General features: G+C 32.8%; 14 protein-coding genes. 12 read left to right on the top strand and 2 right to left on the bottom strand.

Features of this window, described 5'->3' with window-relative positions; genetic code table 11:
• Window positions 1–190 precede the first annotated feature (190 nt).
• The gene (locus tag NSR03_RS06370; protein WP_285328611.1) at window positions 191–2806 is read right to left on the bottom strand and encodes a YfhO family protein; all 2616 of its coding nucleotides are present in this window, start codon (window positions 2804–2806) and stop codon (window positions 191–193) included.
• Between the two features lie 36 nt (window positions 2807–2842).
• Window positions 2843–5440: a YfhO family protein gene (locus tag NSR03_RS06365; protein ID WP_069820793.1), complete on the bottom strand. Its 2598-nt coding sequence runs from the start codon at window positions 5438–5440 to the stop codon at window positions 2843–2845.
• A 371-nt stretch (window positions 5441–5811) separates the two neighbouring features.
• On the opposite strand from NSR03_RS06365, the gene ylqF reads away from it, so the two are divergent.
• From ylqF to rpsB, 12 genes are all read left to right on the top strand, one after another.
• Complete coding sequence (gene ylqF, locus NSR03_RS06360; RefSeq protein WP_069820794.1) at window positions 5812–6672, top strand: ribosome biogenesis GTPase YlqF; 861 nt, start codon at window positions 5812–5814, stop codon at window positions 6670–6672.
• Between the two features lie 7 nt (window positions 6673–6679).
• On the top strand, window positions 6680–7450 hold the full coding sequence (locus tag NSR03_RS06355) for a ribonuclease HII (protein ID WP_069820795.1): 771 nt from the start codon (window positions 6680–6682) through the stop codon (window positions 7448–7450).
• Window positions 7451–7557: 107 nt separating this feature from the next.
• On the top strand, window positions 7558–8724 hold the full coding sequence (gene sucC, locus NSR03_RS06350) for an ADP-forming succinate--CoA ligase subunit beta (protein ID WP_021338735.1): 1167 nt from the start codon (window positions 7558–7560) through the stop codon (window positions 8722–8724).
• 20 nt (window positions 8725–8744) lie between these two features.
• Complete coding sequence (gene sucD / locus NSR03_RS06345) at window positions 8745–9653, top strand: succinate--CoA ligase subunit alpha (RefSeq protein WP_065367410.1); 909 nt, start codon at window positions 8745–8747, stop codon at window positions 9651–9653.
• Between the two features lie 465 nt (window positions 9654–10118).
• Window positions 10119–10988 (top strand): DNA-processing protein DprA, encoded by an 870-nt coding sequence (gene dprA / locus NSR03_RS06340; RefSeq protein WP_069820796.1) that lies wholly within the window; start codon window positions 10119–10121, stop codon window positions 10986–10988.
• A 209-nt stretch (window positions 10989–11197) separates the two neighbouring features.
• Window positions 11198–13267: a type I DNA topoisomerase gene (gene topA / locus NSR03_RS06335; RefSeq protein WP_069820797.1), complete on the top strand. Its 2070-nt coding sequence runs from the start codon at window positions 11198–11200 to the stop codon at window positions 13265–13267.
• Window positions 13268–13432: 165 nt separating this feature from the next.
• A complete protein-coding gene (gene trmFO / locus NSR03_RS06330) occupies window positions 13433–14740 on the top strand; it encodes an FADH(2)-oxidizing methylenetetrahydrofolate--tRNA-(uracil(54)-C(5))-methyltransferase TrmFO (RefSeq protein WP_002507863.1) in 1308 nt (435 codons plus the stop codon).
• A gap of 118 nt (window positions 14741–14858) precedes the next feature.
• A complete protein-coding gene (xerC, locus tag NSR03_RS06325) occupies window positions 14859–15749 on the top strand; it encodes a tyrosine recombinase XerC (protein ID WP_002507862.1) in 891 nt (296 codons plus the stop codon).
• 3 nt (window positions 15750–15752) lie between these two features.
• On the top strand, window positions 15753–16295 hold the full coding sequence (hslV, locus tag NSR03_RS06320; protein WP_002507861.1) for an ATP-dependent protease subunit HslV: 543 nt from the start codon (window positions 15753–15755) through the stop codon (window positions 16293–16295).
• Window positions 16296–16428: 133 nt separating this feature from the next.
• Window positions 16429–17844, top strand: coding sequence for an ATP-dependent protease ATPase subunit HslU (gene hslU, locus NSR03_RS06315; protein ID WP_002507860.1), 1416 nt, complete (start codon window positions 16429–16431; stop codon window positions 17842–17844).
• Window positions 17845–17867: 23 nt separating this feature from the next.
• Complete coding sequence (gene codY / locus NSR03_RS06310) at window positions 17868–18641, top strand: GTP-sensing pleiotropic transcriptional regulator CodY (RefSeq protein ID WP_002507859.1); 774 nt, start codon at window positions 17868–17870, stop codon at window positions 18639–18641.
• A gap of 251 nt (window positions 18642–18892) precedes the next feature.
• Window positions 18893–19681 (top strand): 30S ribosomal protein S2, encoded by a 789-nt coding sequence (gene rpsB / locus NSR03_RS06305; RefSeq protein WP_002507858.1) that lies wholly within the window; start codon window positions 18893–18895, stop codon window positions 19679–19681.
• Window positions 19682–19763 lie beyond the last annotated feature (82 nt).

Raw genomic sequence — 19763 nt, 5'->3', positions numbered from 1 at the left:
AGCTTTTAAAGAACTACTACTTCATTTATGAAGATAAGTAGTTCTTATGCAAGAGCTAAAGCGCTTGTATTCCATTTTCTAGCCAGCTTTGCCGGTGTGAGACGACGAAATCTTGTTAGAAAAATTAGATTTCTGTCTCATTCCCTTTAGCGTATAAGAAAATAACAGATTTAGCACTTTAATATTATGCTTAATTTTTTGGTTTAATCCATTTCGTGAATCCAATACTCAATATAATACCTAGAACACTTAAAACTACCAAGATAGTTGTATGTGGTGGCGTATACTTGAGTTCTATTTTTTCTTGCCCCTTTTCAACGGGGATTACGGTCATTATGCCATTGCCTTGTTTTACAGGGAGTGTTTTATCATTGGCATATGCCTTCATACCATCACGATATGCCATTGGTAAGACAAGATAGCCTTCGTCATTTTTGTCTTTTTTAATTGTATAACCAGAACGTTGTTCAGACACTTGTACATTATCTAACGCTTTAGACGCTTTATTTAAAGTTTCATAGTTTTCACCGTAAATGCCTTTAATATTAAAGCGATATTTACCTTGTGATAATTTAACTTGTAGTTTTTCATCTGCTTTTACACGCATTGTAACAGGCGTGACAAACCGACGATATTTATAAGTCAATTCATTACGACTTTGATTGTATTCGTTCACACCGACGTCATGTTGCTTGTCAGGGCTTAATAGTTCAACATCCATTTCTATATACATGTCTTTGTATTTATTTGCAGTGGAGGATGGTAGGGTGTAAGTTATGCCACCTTTGTCTTTTGTCACTGTAAGCTTTCCGTCTTTATCTCTATGCGCATTATTTAATGAGGTAGAGGTTTTGTCTAATAAATTTTCATTAGACTTAATTTGGCTGTTTGGTTTAGCATCTTTATCGTTGAACACGACACCTTGTAACATTGCTTGTTCTTTATCAAGCGGTGATTTAAGATCTTTCGAATCATACACCTTGTTGGTTATATGAGCACTTGGATATTTAATTTCGTTTGTTGAATGAATAAATGACTCTTTTTTTGAATGATGAATCGTATCTTTAGGTTCAAAACCGAAAGACATATTCGAATCATCTGGTCGACGTATACGATCATTAACGTTCCATAATGCCATTAAATTCGCTCTATTTGATAATAATCGATAAGTACTATTTTTATCAGTATGCATATTAATTTGTAATGTCTGATCATAATATTTTAATATGTCACCATCAAAAATACTTGAATATAAAGCAATACCATTAAAATGATAAATCATTGGTGAATTAAGACCATATTGCGACATATAATCAATTCTACTCAGTGGATCATCATTATGCCGTTGATTAATCTCGTCTATTTTCTTAGATAAAGCAGGACTTTTATATTTTGAAGCATGCATAGCTGATTTGGTTGATTCATAATTCCTTACATTATTGTAGTGATGATTAGAAAGAATCATACTTTGTTGAACAATAAATAATACTAATAATACTGCTAAAGGCCAACGTTTTTTTAGTAGAGACCTTTTAAATAAAAGTATCCCGATAAAAATCATAATAATGAGACAAGCGAGCATCCATGTCATTTTTTCTTTTTCAACTATAATTGTCATGATTGACATGAAAAGCAAGGCGGGGGCACATGCTAAGATATATGGCTTGAGTTTTAATTCTGAAATGTGTTGAATAAACAATGCAATTAATCCTGCTGTGGTGAAAGCAAATATGTAAACCCATCTGCGTTCGGGTGTCGAAAAGCCATTAAACATACTATCAAAATAGGGTGTCAATGAACCAACCAACATAATCCAAATCATAATTGCAAAAAATCTATAATAATAATGTTTATATAACTTAAATGATAGCAATGCTACTATAGCGATAATCGAAACAGTGATATAAAACCCATTACTAAAAAAGTGTTTTTGTCGTGCAAAATCTGTAAACATATTTATTTTAAAATGTGGATTGCTTACTCGATCATTGTTGAAAAACGAAGTAACCCCGGTATAGAATCCCCAAATACTGACTAGTGTACTTAATACTATTGCTACAGGAATAATCCATAATTTTTGCTTGCGAGTGACGATATCACTCGGGTGGGGGAATACTAATCTATAAAAGTAATATGCAAATAGTACAAGCGATTCATAATAACTAAAATAGAAATTTGAAAATAAAGTTAGAGCTACAGCAAAAATAAATAACCCTATTTTCTTTTCTCTATAAAATCGTTCAATAGCCAATAAGGAGAGTGGAAGAAAAATAAGCAAGTCTCCGTAATATGACCAAGTAAAATTAAAATAAATTACTACTGTTGAGGCACCATATAACATAGAAGCTAAAAAAACAGCATGACGATTAAATTTTATATATCTAAAATAGTAAAAGGCTAGTACGAACGTTACTACACCTTTTACAAAAGCAACAATCAGTTGGTTACTTGCCCAATACGTGATGTTACTTGGATTACTATTAAATAATACTTCTGATAGCCAGACAAAAATAAAATTAATCAAAGTAAATGGCGAAGTAGCATAATAATAAGCTAAATCTTTTACATAATCGCCACCTAAACCAAATGAATGATCATAAAAACTTTTGAATTGGCTAAAATGTTCATACAAATACATTTGAAATGGCATCATTTGTCTATAGCCATCACCACTCCCGCTAAAAACAATCCCTTCAGTTAAATAACGAAAGATATATGGTGTGAATGTTAGTAAAGCAACGCCTATACCCAGCGCAACAATACAAATAAATCTTGTAACTTTGTGGGCCCAAAGTTTACGAAACATCGTCATACCTCATCTCTGACAAACTCCTTTTAAATATTAATTTAAATTGCGCTGTGTTTTTTTATTTATGTGAATGCACCAAACTACACTCAAGATGATACTAATGACTGAAAGTGCGATCATAGTATACCAATATTGTGGTTTGTATTTAATTGTAATTTCACTGCTATCCTTATTTACAGGCACACCTGTCATCATATAATTTACTTTTAATGGTTTTACTTTTTTACCATCTACGTATGCAGTCATACCTTTTCTATAAGGAATATTAATAGAAGCAATACCTTTCTTATGGGGACCTAATATTACTTTAACGCCATTTTTGATATCTTGATAATGCCCCACATTGTTCTGTGTGCTATGTGCGGTTTCAAGCTTTTTATAATTTTCTCCATGTAAACTTTGTAATTCAAATTCATAATTACCACTAGGGCTAAGTGCAATGTTTATATCACCATTTTTATCTGGTTGTGTTCTATAAAGTTGTGTATCAACCCCAGTACGATAAGTAGAATTGTTGAATAACCGATTGTTCGAATAACCGTTTATATTTACAGAAAAATTACTATCAGGTTTGCCTCTTTTAACTTTTAGCGTCACGTAAAAATCTTTATATTGTGATCTAATGTTTTTTGGAACATGGATTTGTACTTGTCCCTGTTTATTATTGTTAGGAATATATATTTTTTTATCTGTTTTACGATTCATATTTTGATAGGTGATTTTGGTTTGATTTAATAAGTTTTCAGCTTTATCTGTGTATGTTTTACCCTCATTATTTAAAATTATTCCATCAATCATTGCATGTTCTCTATCTATAGGTTCTTTAAGTTCTTGTGCATCAAAGACTTGATCTGAAACACGCACGGAAGGCAAGTTTAAAGTATTTTCATAGATTTGGTATTGTCCATCTTTTTTAACTTTTTTGAAATGTGCAGGCACGCTATTTTGGTAATCTTTTAACATTAAATAACGAACAGATAATAAACTATTAATGTTTTGTCTACCATTCGTTGATTGGTATCTACTTACAGATTCTTCTTTCATATTAATTTTCAAATCATCGTAATAATAATCAAGTATATTGTGGTCAAAAATACTTGAATAAAGACTCATTCCCTTAAAATGCTGATACATCGGTGTATTATCTTGCTCATTAACGCGCCAATCAATCCGCTCATCTTCAGATTTTTCTTTTTTCATATTAGTAACTAACTGCTGCTGAAGCGGTGTGTTAAAGAGACTGGCATTAACATAATAACTATTTGCGCGTTGAACATGATCATCAAAATAAATTTGGTTGCGTATAAATACGACAGACACTAAAACAGAAAGTATCATAATAGACAATATAAAGAGATGCGTTAATTTCGTTCTTATTTTAGGTTCTTTAACGAAAAGTATGAGTAAACCAATCACACTAACTATAGGCATATACCATAGCCACGAAACAAACTTGTCATATTGCCAAGCACTTGCAAAGATAAACCCTATAGCGACTATAGAAGATAATATATACGTTTTTAAAGGTAATGTTCGGAAATATTTTACATAAAATCCTATTAAAATGGCCGAATTAAAAGCAATGAGATAGTGCCAGCGTTTTTGTGGTGCTGAAAAGCCATTAAATAACTGATCTACAAAAGGTAGAAAGCTAGCACAAATTGAAATCAAAGTAAAAATTGCGAATAATTTGAAATAAAAATGCTTATATAATTTGAATGATAGCAATGCTTGAATCGTTAAGAAAAGTATGACGATTAAATAATTGTCATAAAATATATTTGTATTTTGGTTAAAAGGTTCAAATAAGTCTACATCTCCATCAAAAGGGATACGTCTATTATTAAAGTAACTTTGTATTGCTGGGAAAAAGAAAAACAAACTGCAACCTAGTGCAAATAATGCTGAAATGCATAATGTCATTAATGCGTTGAATCTAGTTACGAGATCATTCTTATGTTTGAAAACCATCCTAGACATAAAATATAAAAGACCTGTTATTAATTGATAATAGGCAAAATAAAAATTATTAATTAATGAAATGGTTACGATAATTATAAAGAAACCTGGTTTGCCACTTTTTAAGAAGCGTTCGATGGACCATAGTAGTAACGGTAACCATATAAAAACGTCACTAAAAAATGGCCAATAAACTGTGAACCTAAAATAAAGTGGTGACATTACAAAAATAAATGCTGATAATACGGCTATTTTGCGATTGTGTGAAACATATTGAACATAGATAAATGTTGCTATCATTGCTATAGAAGATTTAATTATAGAAACGACTAAGGCATTTGTCATCCAAAACATCACATCAGAGGTATCCATCGGTATGACTACTTTAAGTAAGACAATGATAATGACGTTCAAAATAAATATAATATTTGTCGAAAAGTAATAACTTAAGTCAGTAAAAAAGTCTCCGCCTAGACCAAAGTCAGAAGCATAAAACCAATTGCCATGACTCCAATTATCAAACAAATACATTTGAATTGGCACCATTTGTTCCATACCATCATTAGGCCCTGTAAATAAAACGCCATCATGGATAAATCTATAAATAACATAACTGTGTCCAATAACAGCTAGTAATAAGAATAAACATGTGTACAAAAATTTACGCTTCATAAACGACTCCTGTATATGTAATAAATATAATTCCATTGTAACGATATTTTATGAATTAAGATAAAAATAACTATTATTTATTTAGAAAAATATAATTCATTAAGTCTTAAACGTTTTAAAAGTTAAAGAGCATAAATAAAAAATAAACGAATTTTAATCGTTTTTAGAGATCTAAACGTGGTGTCTAAAATAAATTGAAGTATATTACTAAATAATGTTGTAAAATTAAAGTTAATGACATTATTTTATTTATATCGTTATAGGTGACGTGTTATGATTTTAAAGTCAAAGAACAGAAAATGAAATAAAAGCACAAGTGTAAAATTAAAACTTTTAATTAAATAGAGCGTAAATAGAGAAAGGTGATATATATGGTAATTCAATGGTATCCAGGACACATGGCTAAAGCAAAAAGAGAAGTATCCAAAGAGTTAAAGAAAGTAGATGTAGTGTTTGAACTTGTAGATGCACGTATCCCTTACAGTTCAAGAAATCCAATGATAGATGAAGTAATACAACAAAAACCACGTGTAGTCATTTTAAATAAAAAAGATATGGCAAATTTAAAAGAGCTAGTAAAATGGGAAAACTATTTTAAAGGGAAAGGTTTTTATCCTGTAGCAATTGATGCAAAACACGGCAAGAGTTTAAAACTCGTAGAGCAAGCAGCAATAAAAGCAACAACAGAGAAATTCGAAAAAGAAAAGCAAAAAGGATTAAAACCACGTGCTATTAGAGCGATGATTGTTGGTATTCCTAACGTTGGAAAATCAACATTAATTAATAAATTAGCAAATAAATCTGTCACTAAAACAGGTAATACGCCAGGTGTAACAAAACAACAACAATGGATTAAAGTAGGGAAATCATTGCAATTGTTAGATACGCCAGGTATTTTATGGCCTAAATTTGAAGACCAATTAGTTGGAAAAAAATTAAGTATCACTGGAGCTATCAAAGATAGTATTGTGCATTTAGATGAAGTAGCAATTTATGGTTTAGAATTTATGAAAGAACACGACTACGAAGGGTTAAAAGAACATTACAAAGTCGATGTGCCAATCGATGCAGAGAACCTAGAGTGGTTTGATGCTATAGGGCGCCGTCGTGGATTATTAAGACGTGGTAATGAAGTTGATTATGAAGCGGTTATTGATCTAGTTATACATGAAGTGAGAAATGCCAGAATCGGCACTTACACTTTTGATATCGCTAGTGAAATGGACGTGTAAATATATTATGAGTCAAACCATTCAACAAATTAAATTATTGTTACAAGATATTCATTCGTTAGAAACTTTAAAAAATCATTCTGTTAATGACGATGATCGTAAAGGTATACAAAACGCAATTGTTTCTAGAAGAAAACAATTGGAAAAAGTTCAAAAATTACTAGAAAATTATAAAGAGATGTCTCATTATGAAAATGAAATACTGTCTGATGATGACAAAGCGTTAGTTTGTGGCATAGATGAGGTGGGAAGAGGGCCATTAGCTGGTCCTGTTGTTACTTGCGCAGTTATTTTAAATAAAGATCACCATTTCACAGGTTTAAATGACTCAAAACAACTCTCTGCAAAGAAAAGAAATATTTTGGAAGAACAATTGCTATCAGAAGTATATGCATATGCGTATGGTGTGGCAACAGTTGAGGAAATAGATCAAATTAATATTTATGAAGCAACTAAATTGGCAATGATAAGAGCAGTTGAGGCTTTATCTGTTAAGCCTACACATTTACTGATAGATGCGATGACACTAGATGTAGATATTCCTCAAACATCCTTAGTTAAAGGAGATGCTAAAAGCGTATCTATAGCAGCAGCAAGTGTATTAGCCAAAGAACATAGAGATAGATATATGCGCGAACTTGCAGTTAAACACCCAGGTTATGGTTTCGAAAAAAATGTTGGGTATGGTACTCAACAACATTTAGATGGTATTAGTCAACACGGCATAATAAATGAACACAGAAAAACTTTTGAACCAATTAAATCACTTTCAAATTAATGGTAAAAAACAAAAGATTTAAATAACTGGGCTAAATGAGTTTACAACAGCGCTTACATTTCATATAATTAGTTATGAACTTAACCTAAGAAACAGGAGGATGGAGAATGAATATCCACGAGTATCAAGGTAAAGCATTATTTCGTACTATGGGCGTTGCTGTCCCAGAAGGACGCGTAGCGTTCACTGCTGACGAAGCGGTAGAAAAAGCAAAAGAATTAAATTCAAAAGTATATGTGGTAAAAGCACAGATTCACGCTGGGGGTAGAGGTAAAGCAGGTGGAGTTAAAATTGCTAAATCACTATCTGAAGTTGAAACTTACGCTAAAGAATTATTAGGTAAGACGCTTGTAACACATCAAACTGGTCCTGAAGGTAAAGAAATTAAACGCCTTTACATAGAAGAGGGCTGCGATATTCAAAAAGAATATTATGTTGGATTTGTAATTGATCGTGCGACTGACAGTGTTACTTTGATGGCATCAGAAGAAGGCGGAACTGAAATTGAAGAAGTTGCTGCTGAATCACCTGAAAAAATATTCAAAGAAACTATTGATCCTATTGTTGGTTTAGCACCATATCAAGCTAGAAGAATCGCTTTTAATATTAATATTCCAAAAGAATCAATTAATAAAGCAGCTAAATTTTTAGTTTCACTTTATAATGTTTTCATCGAAAAAGACTGTTCTATTGTAGAAATCAACCCATTAGTAACAACTAATGATGGTGATGTTTTAGCATTAGATGCAAAAGTTAACTTTGATGATAATGCATTATTTAAACATAAAGATATCCAAGAATTACGCGATTTAGAAGAAGAAGATCCAAAAGAAATCGAAGCTTCTAAGTACGATTTATCATATATTGCATTAGATGGAGATATCGGTTGTATGGTAAATGGTGCTGGTTTAGCTATGGCAACTATGGATACAATTAACCACTTTGGCGGCAACCCGGCAAACTTCCTAGATGTAGGGGGCGGTGCAACTAAAGAAAAAGTTACTGAAGCATTTAAAATCATTTTAGGTGATGACAACGTAAAAGGTATTTTTGTTAATATCTTTGGTGGAATCATGAAATGTGACATTATTGCTGAAGGTATCGTTGCTGCAGTTAAAGAAGTAGAACTTACTTTACCGCTTGTTGTACGTTTAGAAGGTACAAATGTTGAAAAAGGTAAAGAAATTCTTAAAGATTCTGGCTTAGCAATTGAATCAGCTGCAACTATGGCAGAAGGCGCACAAAAAATCGTAAAACTTGTTAAAGAAGCGTAGGAAAGGATGGGAGCACTAAGATGAGCGTATTTATTGATAAAAATACAAAAGTAATTGTACAAGGTATCACAGGGTCAACTGCCCTTTTCCATACAAAACAGATGCTTGAATATGGTACACAAATTGTTGCTGGGGTAACACCAGGTAAAGGCGGACAAGTAGTAGAAGGTGTACCAGTATTCAACACAGTTGAAGAAGCACAAAAAGAAACAGGTGCTACAGTATCTGTTATCTATGTACCTGCGCCATTCGCAGCAGATGCAATTTTAGAATGTATAGATGCAGAATTAGATTTAGCTATCTGTATTACAGAACATATTCCAGTAATTGATATGGTTAAAGTTAAACGTTACTCAGAAGGTAAAGAAACACGTGTTATTGGACCTAACTGTCCGGGTGTTATTACTGCTGATGAATCTAAAATTGGTATCATGCCAGGCTATATTCATAAAAAAGGTCACGTAGGCGTAGTTTCTCGTTCAGGTACTTTAACTTATGAAGCTGTACACCAATTAACTGAAGAAGGTATTGGTCAAACAACAGCTGTAGGTATCGGTGGCGATCCAGTCAATGGTACAAACTTTATTGATGTGCTAAAAGCATTTAATGAAGATGATGAAACAAAAGCAGTCGTTATGATTGGTGAAATCGGTGGAACAGCAGAAGAAGAAGCTGCTGAATGGATTAAAGCTAACATGACTAAACCTGTAGTAGGTTTCGTCGGAGGACAAACAGCCCCTCCAGGTAAACGTATGGGCCATGCCGGTGCGATTATTTCAGGGGGTAAAGGTACTGCTGAAGAAAAAGTTAAAACACTTAATAATTGTGGTGTTAAAACTGCAGATACACCATCAGAAATTGGTACAACATTAATAGATGCCGCTAAAGAAGCAGGCATCTATGAGCAATTATTAACTGTAAAACAATAATTGTATTGTAAAAACCCAGCACAAATTCCGAAAATATGTCGGAGTTTGTGCTATTTTAAGTATTCAAACATTTTAGATAAAATAATACTTGCGGTTGATAGGGATAGATGTTCTTTTCTTATCAACCGTTTTTTGTTGTATGAAATTTTTATGATTTATAAAACTGAAAGATTCAATTTGTAGAAGAGATGTTTTATGTTGAATAATCTTAATTTTATAACATTTGTTATGTCTACTTTTATAATAGAAGAAAAACGATTGAAAATTTGTAGAGCTTAGCTAAAAGTAATACGTGCATAAATTTTATTTTAGTCATTAAAATATAAGGAAATTCTAGTTTGAAGTGAATTTAAAATAGAGAATTACTCCTTAAAACCTTGTTACTTTTCACTAGAAAAAGATGTGGTTTTGTAATCTAAACCATTGCTGTTTTCCATTATAATTGAGGTGAAAAGGAGAATCATTATGAGAGAACACCAATATTTAAAACTACGTTTTTCAGGTTTAACGACCCACCAAATACATCAACTGTTAAGGTATAATTCTAATTTTTTAGACTATAATCAAGTGGAACAAAATCAACTACTCAAACAATTTTTAAGTACATTAAAAACAAAGAGAAAAACAGAAATTTATGAGCAATATCTAAATATAGAAGTTAAAAACATATTAACAACGTTACGACAATGGAATTTAAAGTACATTTCAATAGAGCAGTCTTCATATCCCATATTACTTCGTGAAATCTATGAACCACCACTCATCCTTTTCTATAAAGGAAAGATATCTTTAATGCAATCTCCTCAAACTCTTGCTATTATAGGGTCAAGGCATGCGACAGAATATAGTCAAAAAGCATTGAACATTCTTTTTCCTTCATTTAAAAAAGAAAACTTAACTATAATCTCTGGCTTAGCTAAAGGCGCAGATAAAATGGCACACGAACTCGCTCTATCAATGAACATGTCTGCAATTGCAGTACTAGGTTTCGGCCATTTACAACATTATCCAAAAGAAACATTTGAAATTAGAAAACGATTAGAAATCGAAGGACTTGTAGTAAGTGAATACCTTCCTTTTCAGAGACCGCAAAAGCATCATTTTCCTGAGCGTAATAGAATAATAAGTGGATTGTCAAAAGGTATATTGATTACAGAATCTAAAGCAAATAGTGGAACATGTATTACAACAAATTTTGCCTTAGAACAAAATAGAGAAGTATACATACTACCAGGTTCTATTTTTAATCCGATGACTGAAGGGAATTTATTAAGTGCTCAAGAAGGAGCAAAAATTGTATTAAAAGCAAGTGATATATTAATAGATTATAATTGAAATTTATTTGAATCTAATGGACATTAAATGGAAGTTTATTAATGAAAGAAAAGGCATTTTATAATTATGAAATTACGATGACATTTGTTTTGTTTTTTTAGTCAATATTCTGAGAAATCCAGGTAACTTAAAATTAAAAACATTGACAAAAACAAAATAGACCGTTTATCATTTATCTTTGTAATTAGAAATGCAAGGGGGTAACTACTTTGACAGAAAATTTAGTCATAGTTGAATCGCCTGCAAAAGCTAAAACCATTGAAAAATATTTAGGTAAAAAATATAAAGTTATCGCATCTATGGGGCATGTTAGAGACTTGCCACGTAGCCAAATGGGCGTAGATGATGAAAATGATTTTGAGCCAAAATATATTACGATACGCGGCAAAGGTCCAGTTGTTAAAGAACTTAAAAAACATGCTAAGAAAGCAAAAAAAATATTCTTAGCGAGTGACCCTGACCGTGAAGGTGAGGCAATTGCTTGGCATTTGGCGAACATATTAAATTTAGAAGAATCAGTAGAAAATAGAGTAGTATTTAATGAAATAACAAAAGATGCCGTGAAAGATAGCTTTAAACATCCTAGAGGCATAGAAATGAATCTTGTTGACGCTCAGCAAGCGAGACGTATATTAGACCGTTTAGTTGGTTATAATATTTCACCAGTATTGTGGAAAAAAGTTAAAAAAGGTTTGTCGGCTGGACGTGTCCAATCTGTAGCACTTAGATTAGTTATTGATCGTGAAAATGAAATCAGAAACTTTAAACCTGAAGAATATTGGAAAATTGATGGTGAATTTAGATACAAGAAATCCAAATTCAATGCCAAATTCCTTCATTTAAAAAACAAGCCATTTAAGTTAACGAATAAAGATGATGTAGAAAAAATTACAGCACAGCTAGATGGAGATCAGTTTGAGGTAACGAAAGTAACGAAAAAAGAAAAAACACGTTATCCAGCTAATCCATTTACAACATCAACATTGCAACAAGAAGCTGCGCGTAAATTGAACTTCAAAGCCCGAAAAACAATGATGCTAGCGCAACAATTGTATGAAGGTATTGATTTGAAACGACAAGGTACAGTCGGTTTAATCACATATATGCGTACAGATTCAACAAGAGTATCTGATCAAGCTAAATCTGAAGCGAAAAGTTATATTGAAGAAACATATGGTAATAACTATTTGTCAAATCGTAAAGCTAAAGGACAACAAGGCGATCAAGATGCCCATGAAGCAATCAGACCAACTGGAACATTGCGTACACCAAATGAAATGAAAAATTATTTAACACGTGATCAACACAGATTATACAAATTAATTTGGGAACGTTTTGTAGCAAGTCAAATGGCACCTGCGATTCTAGATACTGTTGCTATGGATTTAACACAAAATGATTTGAAATTCCGTGCGAACGGACAAACGATTAAGTTTAAAGGGTTCATGACATTATACATTGAAACTACAGACGACGATGAAGGCGGTAAAGAAAATAAATTACCTAAAATTGAAGAAGGCGAAATAGTTACAGCAACTAATATTGAACCTTCTCAACATTACACACAACCACCACCGCGTTATACTGAAGCGCGTTTAGTAAAAACAATGGAAGAATTGAAAATTGGACGACCATCTACGTATGCACCGACAATAGATACAATACAAAAGAGAAATTATGTAAAAAATGAAAGTAAGCGATTTGTTCCAACTGAACTAGGTGAAATCGTTCATGAACAAGTGAAGGATTATTTCCCTGAAATCATTGATGTCGACTTTACTGTAAACATGGAGACATTATTGGATAAAGTAGCTGATGGCGAAATTCCTTGGAAAAAAGTAATTCGTGATTTTTATAGTAGCTTTAGCCAAGATGTTGAACGTGCAGAAGAAGAAATGGAAAAAATTGAAATTAAAGATGAACCAGCTGGAGAAGATTGTGAACTATGTGGATCACCAATGGTAATTAAAATGGGACGCTATGGTAAATTCATGGCATGTTCTAACTTCCCAGACTGTCGTAACACGAAAGCAATTATCAAAACGATTGGCGTGACTTGTCCTAAATGTAAAGAGGGCGATGTCGTTGAACGCAAATCTAAAAAGAACCGTATTTTCTTCGGCTGTTCAAAATATCCTGAGTGTGACTTTGTTACATGGGATAAACCTGTAGGTCGTGATTGTCCTAAATGTGAACAATATCTTGTTGAGAAAAAACAAGGACGTAAAAGTCAGGTTATTTGTTCAAACTGTGATTATAAAGAAGAACTGCAAAAATAAACAATCATATCATTTATTAATTATTGCGTAATTCAAACGTACATTACGAATATTGTTAATAATTCTATAAGCAACTAACGACACATATTTATAATGTAGACGCATATATCTATAATTATGATATGATGTCGTAGTTGCTATTTTTAATGTATTGGAGGAAATTAAATGACTCAAACTGTCAATGTTATAGGGGCTGGTCTAGCCGGTTCAGAAGCAGCATATCAATTAGCTCAAAGAGGGATAAAAGTTAATTTAATAGAGATGAGGCCAGTGAAGCAAACACCAGCACATCATACTGATCAATTTGCAGAGTTAGTTTGTTCAAACTCATTACGTGGCAATGCATTAACAAATGCAGTTGGTGTTCTTAAGGAAGAGATGAGACGCCTTGATTCACTTATTATTAGTGCAGCAGATAAAGCAAGAGTACCTGCTGGTGGTGCCTTAGCAGTAGACCGACATGATTTTGCTGGTTACGTTACAGAAACTTTGAAAAATCATCCCAATGTAACAGTGTTAAATGAAGAAATTAACAGCATACCTGATGGTTACACTATCATTGCTACAGGTCCATTAACTACAGAAAAATTGGCTGCTGAAATTGTTGAAGCTACTGGTGAAGATCAATTGTATTTTTATGATGCCGCAGCTCCAATAATTGAAAAAGAAAGTATAGATATGAATAAGGTATATTTGAAATCTCGTTATGACAAAGGTGAAGCAGCATATCTGAACTGCCCAATGACTGAAGAAGAATTCAATATATTTTATGATGCATTAATGGAAGCAGAAGTTGCACCAGTAAATGAATTTGAGAAAGAAAAGTATTTTGAAGGGTGTATGCCCTTTGAAGTTATGGCAGAACGTGGACGTAAAACTTTATTGTTTGGACCTATGAAACCAGTAGGGTTAGAAGATCCTAAAACAGGTGAACGTCCATATGCAGTTGTACAATTGAGACAAGATGATGCTGCAGGTACATTATATAATCTTGTAGGTTTCCAAACACATTTAAAATGGGGGGCACAAAAAGACGTTATACGTTTAATCCCTGGTTTAGAAAATGTAGAAATCGTAAGATATGGTGTGATGCATCGAAATACATTTATTAACTCGCCAGATGTGTTGACAGAAAAGTATGAGTTGATAGGTAGAGAAGAAGTTCATTTTGCTGGTCAAATGACTGGCGTTGAAGGTTATGTTGAAAGTGCAGCAAGTGGTTTAGTAGCAGGCATCAATGTAGCTCATAAAATTAAAGATAGAGGCGGCGTAGTATTTCCAAGAGAAACAATGATTGGAAGTATGGCTTATTATATTTCTCATGCTAAAAACGAGAAAAATTTCCAACCAATGAATGCGAATTTTGGTTTACTGCCAACTTTAGAAAAACGTGTTAAAGATAAAAAATTACGTTACGAAAAACTTGCAGACCGCGCGTTATCATATTTAGATAATTATAAGCAAACTTTATAAAATATTCGTAGATATAACCATTTTCTAAAAATTTTGTAAGTTTGACTCAATTTAATAGTTATTTTTCGCAGTCCCCTTCATCAATATGCTACAATTCATATTGATGGAGGGGTTTTTATTGGAAGAAATCCAACAGGCATATTTATTTATGTTAAAAGTTGAACGACAGTTTTCAGAGCATACTTTAAAGTCATACCACGATGATTTAGAACAGTTCAATGTATTTTTAAAACAAGAATATTTAGAGCTATCTGCATTCGAATATAAAGATGCAAGAAACTATCTAAGTTATTTATATTCGAAAAACTTGAAAAGAACCTCAGTTTCTCGTAAAATTTCTACGCTGAGAAGTTTTTACGAATATTGGATGACACAAGATGAAAAAGTTATAAATCCATTTATTCAATTAGTGCATCCCAAGAAAGAACAATATTTACCACACTTTTTTTATGAAGAAGAAATGGAAGCTTTATTTGACACTGTTGAAAAAGACCCGAAAAAAGGTTTGAGAGATAGAGTGATTTTGGAACTTCTTTATGCAACAGGCATAAGGGTTTCGGAGTTAGTCCATATAAAAGAGTCTGATTTAGATATGAATTTACCTGGTGTGAAGGTGTTAGGTAAAGGTGGTAAAGAACGCTTTATTCCATTTGGAGAATTTTGCAAGCAAAGTATAGAACGATATTTAGAATTATTTAAACCTAAAATTAAAAATGATCATAATTATTTATTAGTAAATATGAACGGTGCGCCTATCACAGAGCGTGGCGTTCGTTATGTGTTAAACGATGTTGTAAAACGTACAGCTGGCGTAACGGATATTCACCCACATAAATTAAGACATACATTTGCAACACACATGCTTAATCAGGGTGCTGATTTACGTACCGTTCAATCCTTGTTAGGTCATGTGAATTTATCAACTACAGGTCGTTACACACATGTTACAAATGAACAATTAAGAAAAGTATATTTAAACGCACATCCTCGTGCAAAAAAGGAGAATTAGATTATGAGTACATCTATTCACGCGACAACGATTTTTGCAGTGCAACATAACGGCCATTCAGCAATGGCAGGTGATGGACAAGTAACACTTGGTGAACAAGTGATTATGAAACAAACAGCACGAAAGGTTAGACGCTTATACAATGATAAAGTTTTAGCCGGATTTGCAGGAAGCGTTGCAGATGCATTTACATTATTCGAAAAATTCGAAACTAAATTACAACAATTCGGTGGTAATTTAGAAAGAGCCGCAGTTGAATTAGCTCAGGAATGGAGAGGTGACAAACAACTGCGTCAACTAGAAGCAATGCTAATCGTTATGGATGAGGATTCAATCCTTGTAGTAAGTGGTACAGGAGAAGTAATCGCACCAGACGATGCTTTAATAGCAATTGGTTCAGGAGGCAATTACGCATTGAGTGCAGGAAGAGCCTTGAAACGTCATGCCACAAATTTAACTGCAGAAGAAATGGCTTATGAAAGTTTAAAAGTTGCGTCTGATATTTGTGTATTTACAAATGATCAAATCGTAGTTGAAAAATTATAAAAATTGAAACTAAAAAAGCACAATGAAAAATAAAAATGTATAATCGTAAAAATTTAGGATATAGTAATAATAAATAAATTTACAAATAATTTTTAGAATAATTGAAATCAAAATTACGGAGGTAATTTATCTTATGGAAACGACTGGCATTAAATTAACACCAAAAGATATCGTTTCAAAATTGAATGAATACATTGTTGGGCAAGATGATGCAAAGCGCAAAGTAGCAATTGCATTAAGAAATAGATATAGACGAAGTCTTTTAGCTGAAGAAGCTAAACAAGAGATTGCACCCAAAAATATTTTGATGATCGGACCAACAGGTGTAGGTAAGACGGAAATAGCAAGAAGAATGGCTAAAGTTGTAGGTGCACCTTTTATAAAGGTCGAAGCAACTAAATTTACAGAAGTAGGCTACGTAGGTCGAGATGTTGAGAGCATGGTAAGAGATTTAGTTGACGTAGCTATTAGACTAGTTAAAGAACAAAAGAAAGCTTTAGTTGAAGAAGAAGCGAAACAAAAAGCAAATGAAAAATTAGTAAAACTTTTAGTACCTAGCATGAAGCAAAAAGCGAATAATACGAATAACGGTGGGAATAACCCTCTAGAATCACTATTTGGTGGTTCGATGCCAAACTTTGGTCAGAATAATGATGAAGAAGAGGATACACCTACAGAAGAAATCAAGACAAAGCGTTCTGAAATTAAACAACAATTGTTGAATGGTGAACTAGAAGAAGAAAAAGTAAGATTAAAAGTAGAACAAGACCCAGGTGCTATGGGCATGTTAGGCACAAATCAAAATGAACAAATGCAAGATATGATGAAACAACTCATGCCTAAGAAAAAAGTTGAACGAGAAGTTCCTGTACAAACAGCGCGTAAAATATTAACTGACCAATTTGCCGACGAACTGATTGATCAAGAATCAGCAAATCAACAAGCAATTGAACTTGCCGAGCAAATGGGTATTATATTTATTGATGAAATCGATAAAGTTGCAACAAATAATCAAAATTCAGGTCAAGATGTGTCTCGACAAGGCGTTCAGAGAGATATTTTACCAATACTTGAAGGTAGCATGGTACAAACGAAATATGGTACTGTTAACACTGAACATATGCTATTTATTGGTGCTGGAGCATTCCACGTGGCTAAACCAAGTGATTTAATTCCTGAGTTGCAAGGTCGTTTCCCAATTCGTGTTGAATTAGAAAGTCTTTCAGTAGAAGATTTTGTACGAATCTTGACTGAACCGAAATTATCACTTATCAAACAATATGAAGCGCTACTTCAAACAGAAGAAGTGACAGTCAACTTTACCGATGACTCGATTAAACGTCTGGCAGAAATTGCGTTCCAGGTAAACCAAGATACTGATAACATTGGCGCACGTCGTTTGCATACTATACTTGAAAAAATGCTTGAAGATTTATCATTTGAAGCACCAAGTATGCCCAATGCGGTTGTAGACATCACACCACAATATGTTGATGATAAGTTGAAATCAATTTCAACAAACAAAGATTTAAGTGCATTTATTTTATAATATAAATAAAAAGGAGAAGGAATATGAGCTTATTATCGAAAACTAGAGAATTAAATACACTTTTGCAAAAGCACAAAGGTATTGCCGTTGATTTTAAGGATGTAGCACAAACAATAAGTAGTGTAACAGTAACAAATGTATTTATTGTGTCTAGAAAAGGAAAGATTTTAGGGTCAAGCTTAAACGAATTGTTGAAAAATGATCGTATTATACAAATGCTTGAAAATAGACATATCCCTAAAGAATATACGGATAAACTAATGGATGTTAGAGAAACACAATCTAATATTGATATAGAAAACGTATTATCTGTGTTCCCACCAGAAAATAAAGATTTATTCAAAATTAGCCGAACTACAATTTTTCCAATTTTAGGTGGCGGTGAAAGATTAGGTACTTTAGTACTTGGACGTGTTCAAGAAGATTTCTCTGAGAATGATTTAGTTCTTGGTGAATATGCTGCCACAGTTATTGGTATGGAAATATTACGTGAAAAACATAGTGAAGTTGAACAAGAAGCAAGAGACAAAGCTTCTATTAGCATGGCAATTAATTCTTTATCATATTCTGAAAGTGAAGCAATCGAGCATATCTTTGAAGAATTAGGCGGTAAAGAAGGATTACTTATTGCATCAAAAGTTGCTGATAGAGTAGGTATCACACGTTCAGTTATTGTTAACGCTTTGCGTAAACTTGAAAGTGCTGGTGTTATTGAATCACGTTCTTTAGGAATGAAAGGTACATTTATTAAAGTGAAAAAAGAAAAATTCTTAGATGAGCTAGAAAGAATTAAATAATCGATACGTAAATTAATTTAAAAATATATCATCAAAAAGAGCGTCTAAATCATAAGACTTTTAGATGTTCTTTTAATGTGTGAAATAGTAATGTGAAAGTATTGCTTTATAAATACAAATATGATATATTTATTCACGGCTATGAAGCCAATACGCACACAAAAAGTGCAAGTATAAAGGGTGCGATATTTAGTTATCGTGTTTATATGAGCTTTTTGTGGAGGTAATAAACCAATAGGAGGATTTTAATTATGGCAGTAATTTCAATGAAACAATTACTAGAAGCAGGCGTTCACTTTGGTCACCAAACACGTCGTTGGAACCCAAAAATGAAAAGATACATTTTCACTGAAAGAAACGGTATTTACATTATCGATTTACAAAAAACAGTGAAAAAAGTAGAAGAAGCTTATAACTTCATTAAACAAGTATCAGAAGATGGCGGAAAAGTTTTATTCGTTGGTACGAAAAAACAAGCACAAGACTCAGTGAAAGCTGAAGCAGAACGTGCGGGTCAATTCTATGTAAACCAAAGATGGTTAGGTGGAATCTTAACTAACTATAAAACAATTTCTAAACGTATCAAACGCATCTCTGAGATTGAAAAAATGGAAGAAGATGGCTTATTCGAAGTATTACCTAAAAAAGAAGTTGTAGAACTTAAAAAAGAATACGACCGTTTAATCAAATTCTTAGGCGGAATTCGTGATATGAAATCAATGCCTCAAGCATTATTTGTAGTTGACCCTCGTAAAGAGCGCAACGCAATTGCTGAAGCACGCAAATTACACATCCCTATCGTTGGTATTGTGGATACTAACTGTGATCCAGATGAAATTGATTACGTTATCCCAGCAAACGACGATGCTATTCGTGCCGTTAAATTATTAACTGGTAAAATGGCAGATGCGATCTTAGAAGGTCAACAAGGTGTATCTAATGAAGAAGTAGCAGCAGAACAAAATATTGATTTAAAAGAATCAAAAGAAGCTACTGAAGCAGGAACAACTGAAGAAAACACTTCTGTTGAATCAAACTAAGAATAATGTAAAATGGGTGATAAGATATTCAAGCTTATCACCCTTTTTTAAAAACAAATATATTAAAATTCATTAAATAATG

Source organism: Staphylococcus sp. FSL W8-1207, from assembly GCF_038003745.1.
GTDB lineage: Bacteria > Bacillota > Bacilli > Staphylococcales > Staphylococcaceae > Staphylococcus > Staphylococcus equorum.
This window is presented reverse-complemented; position numbering and strand designations above follow the sequence as displayed.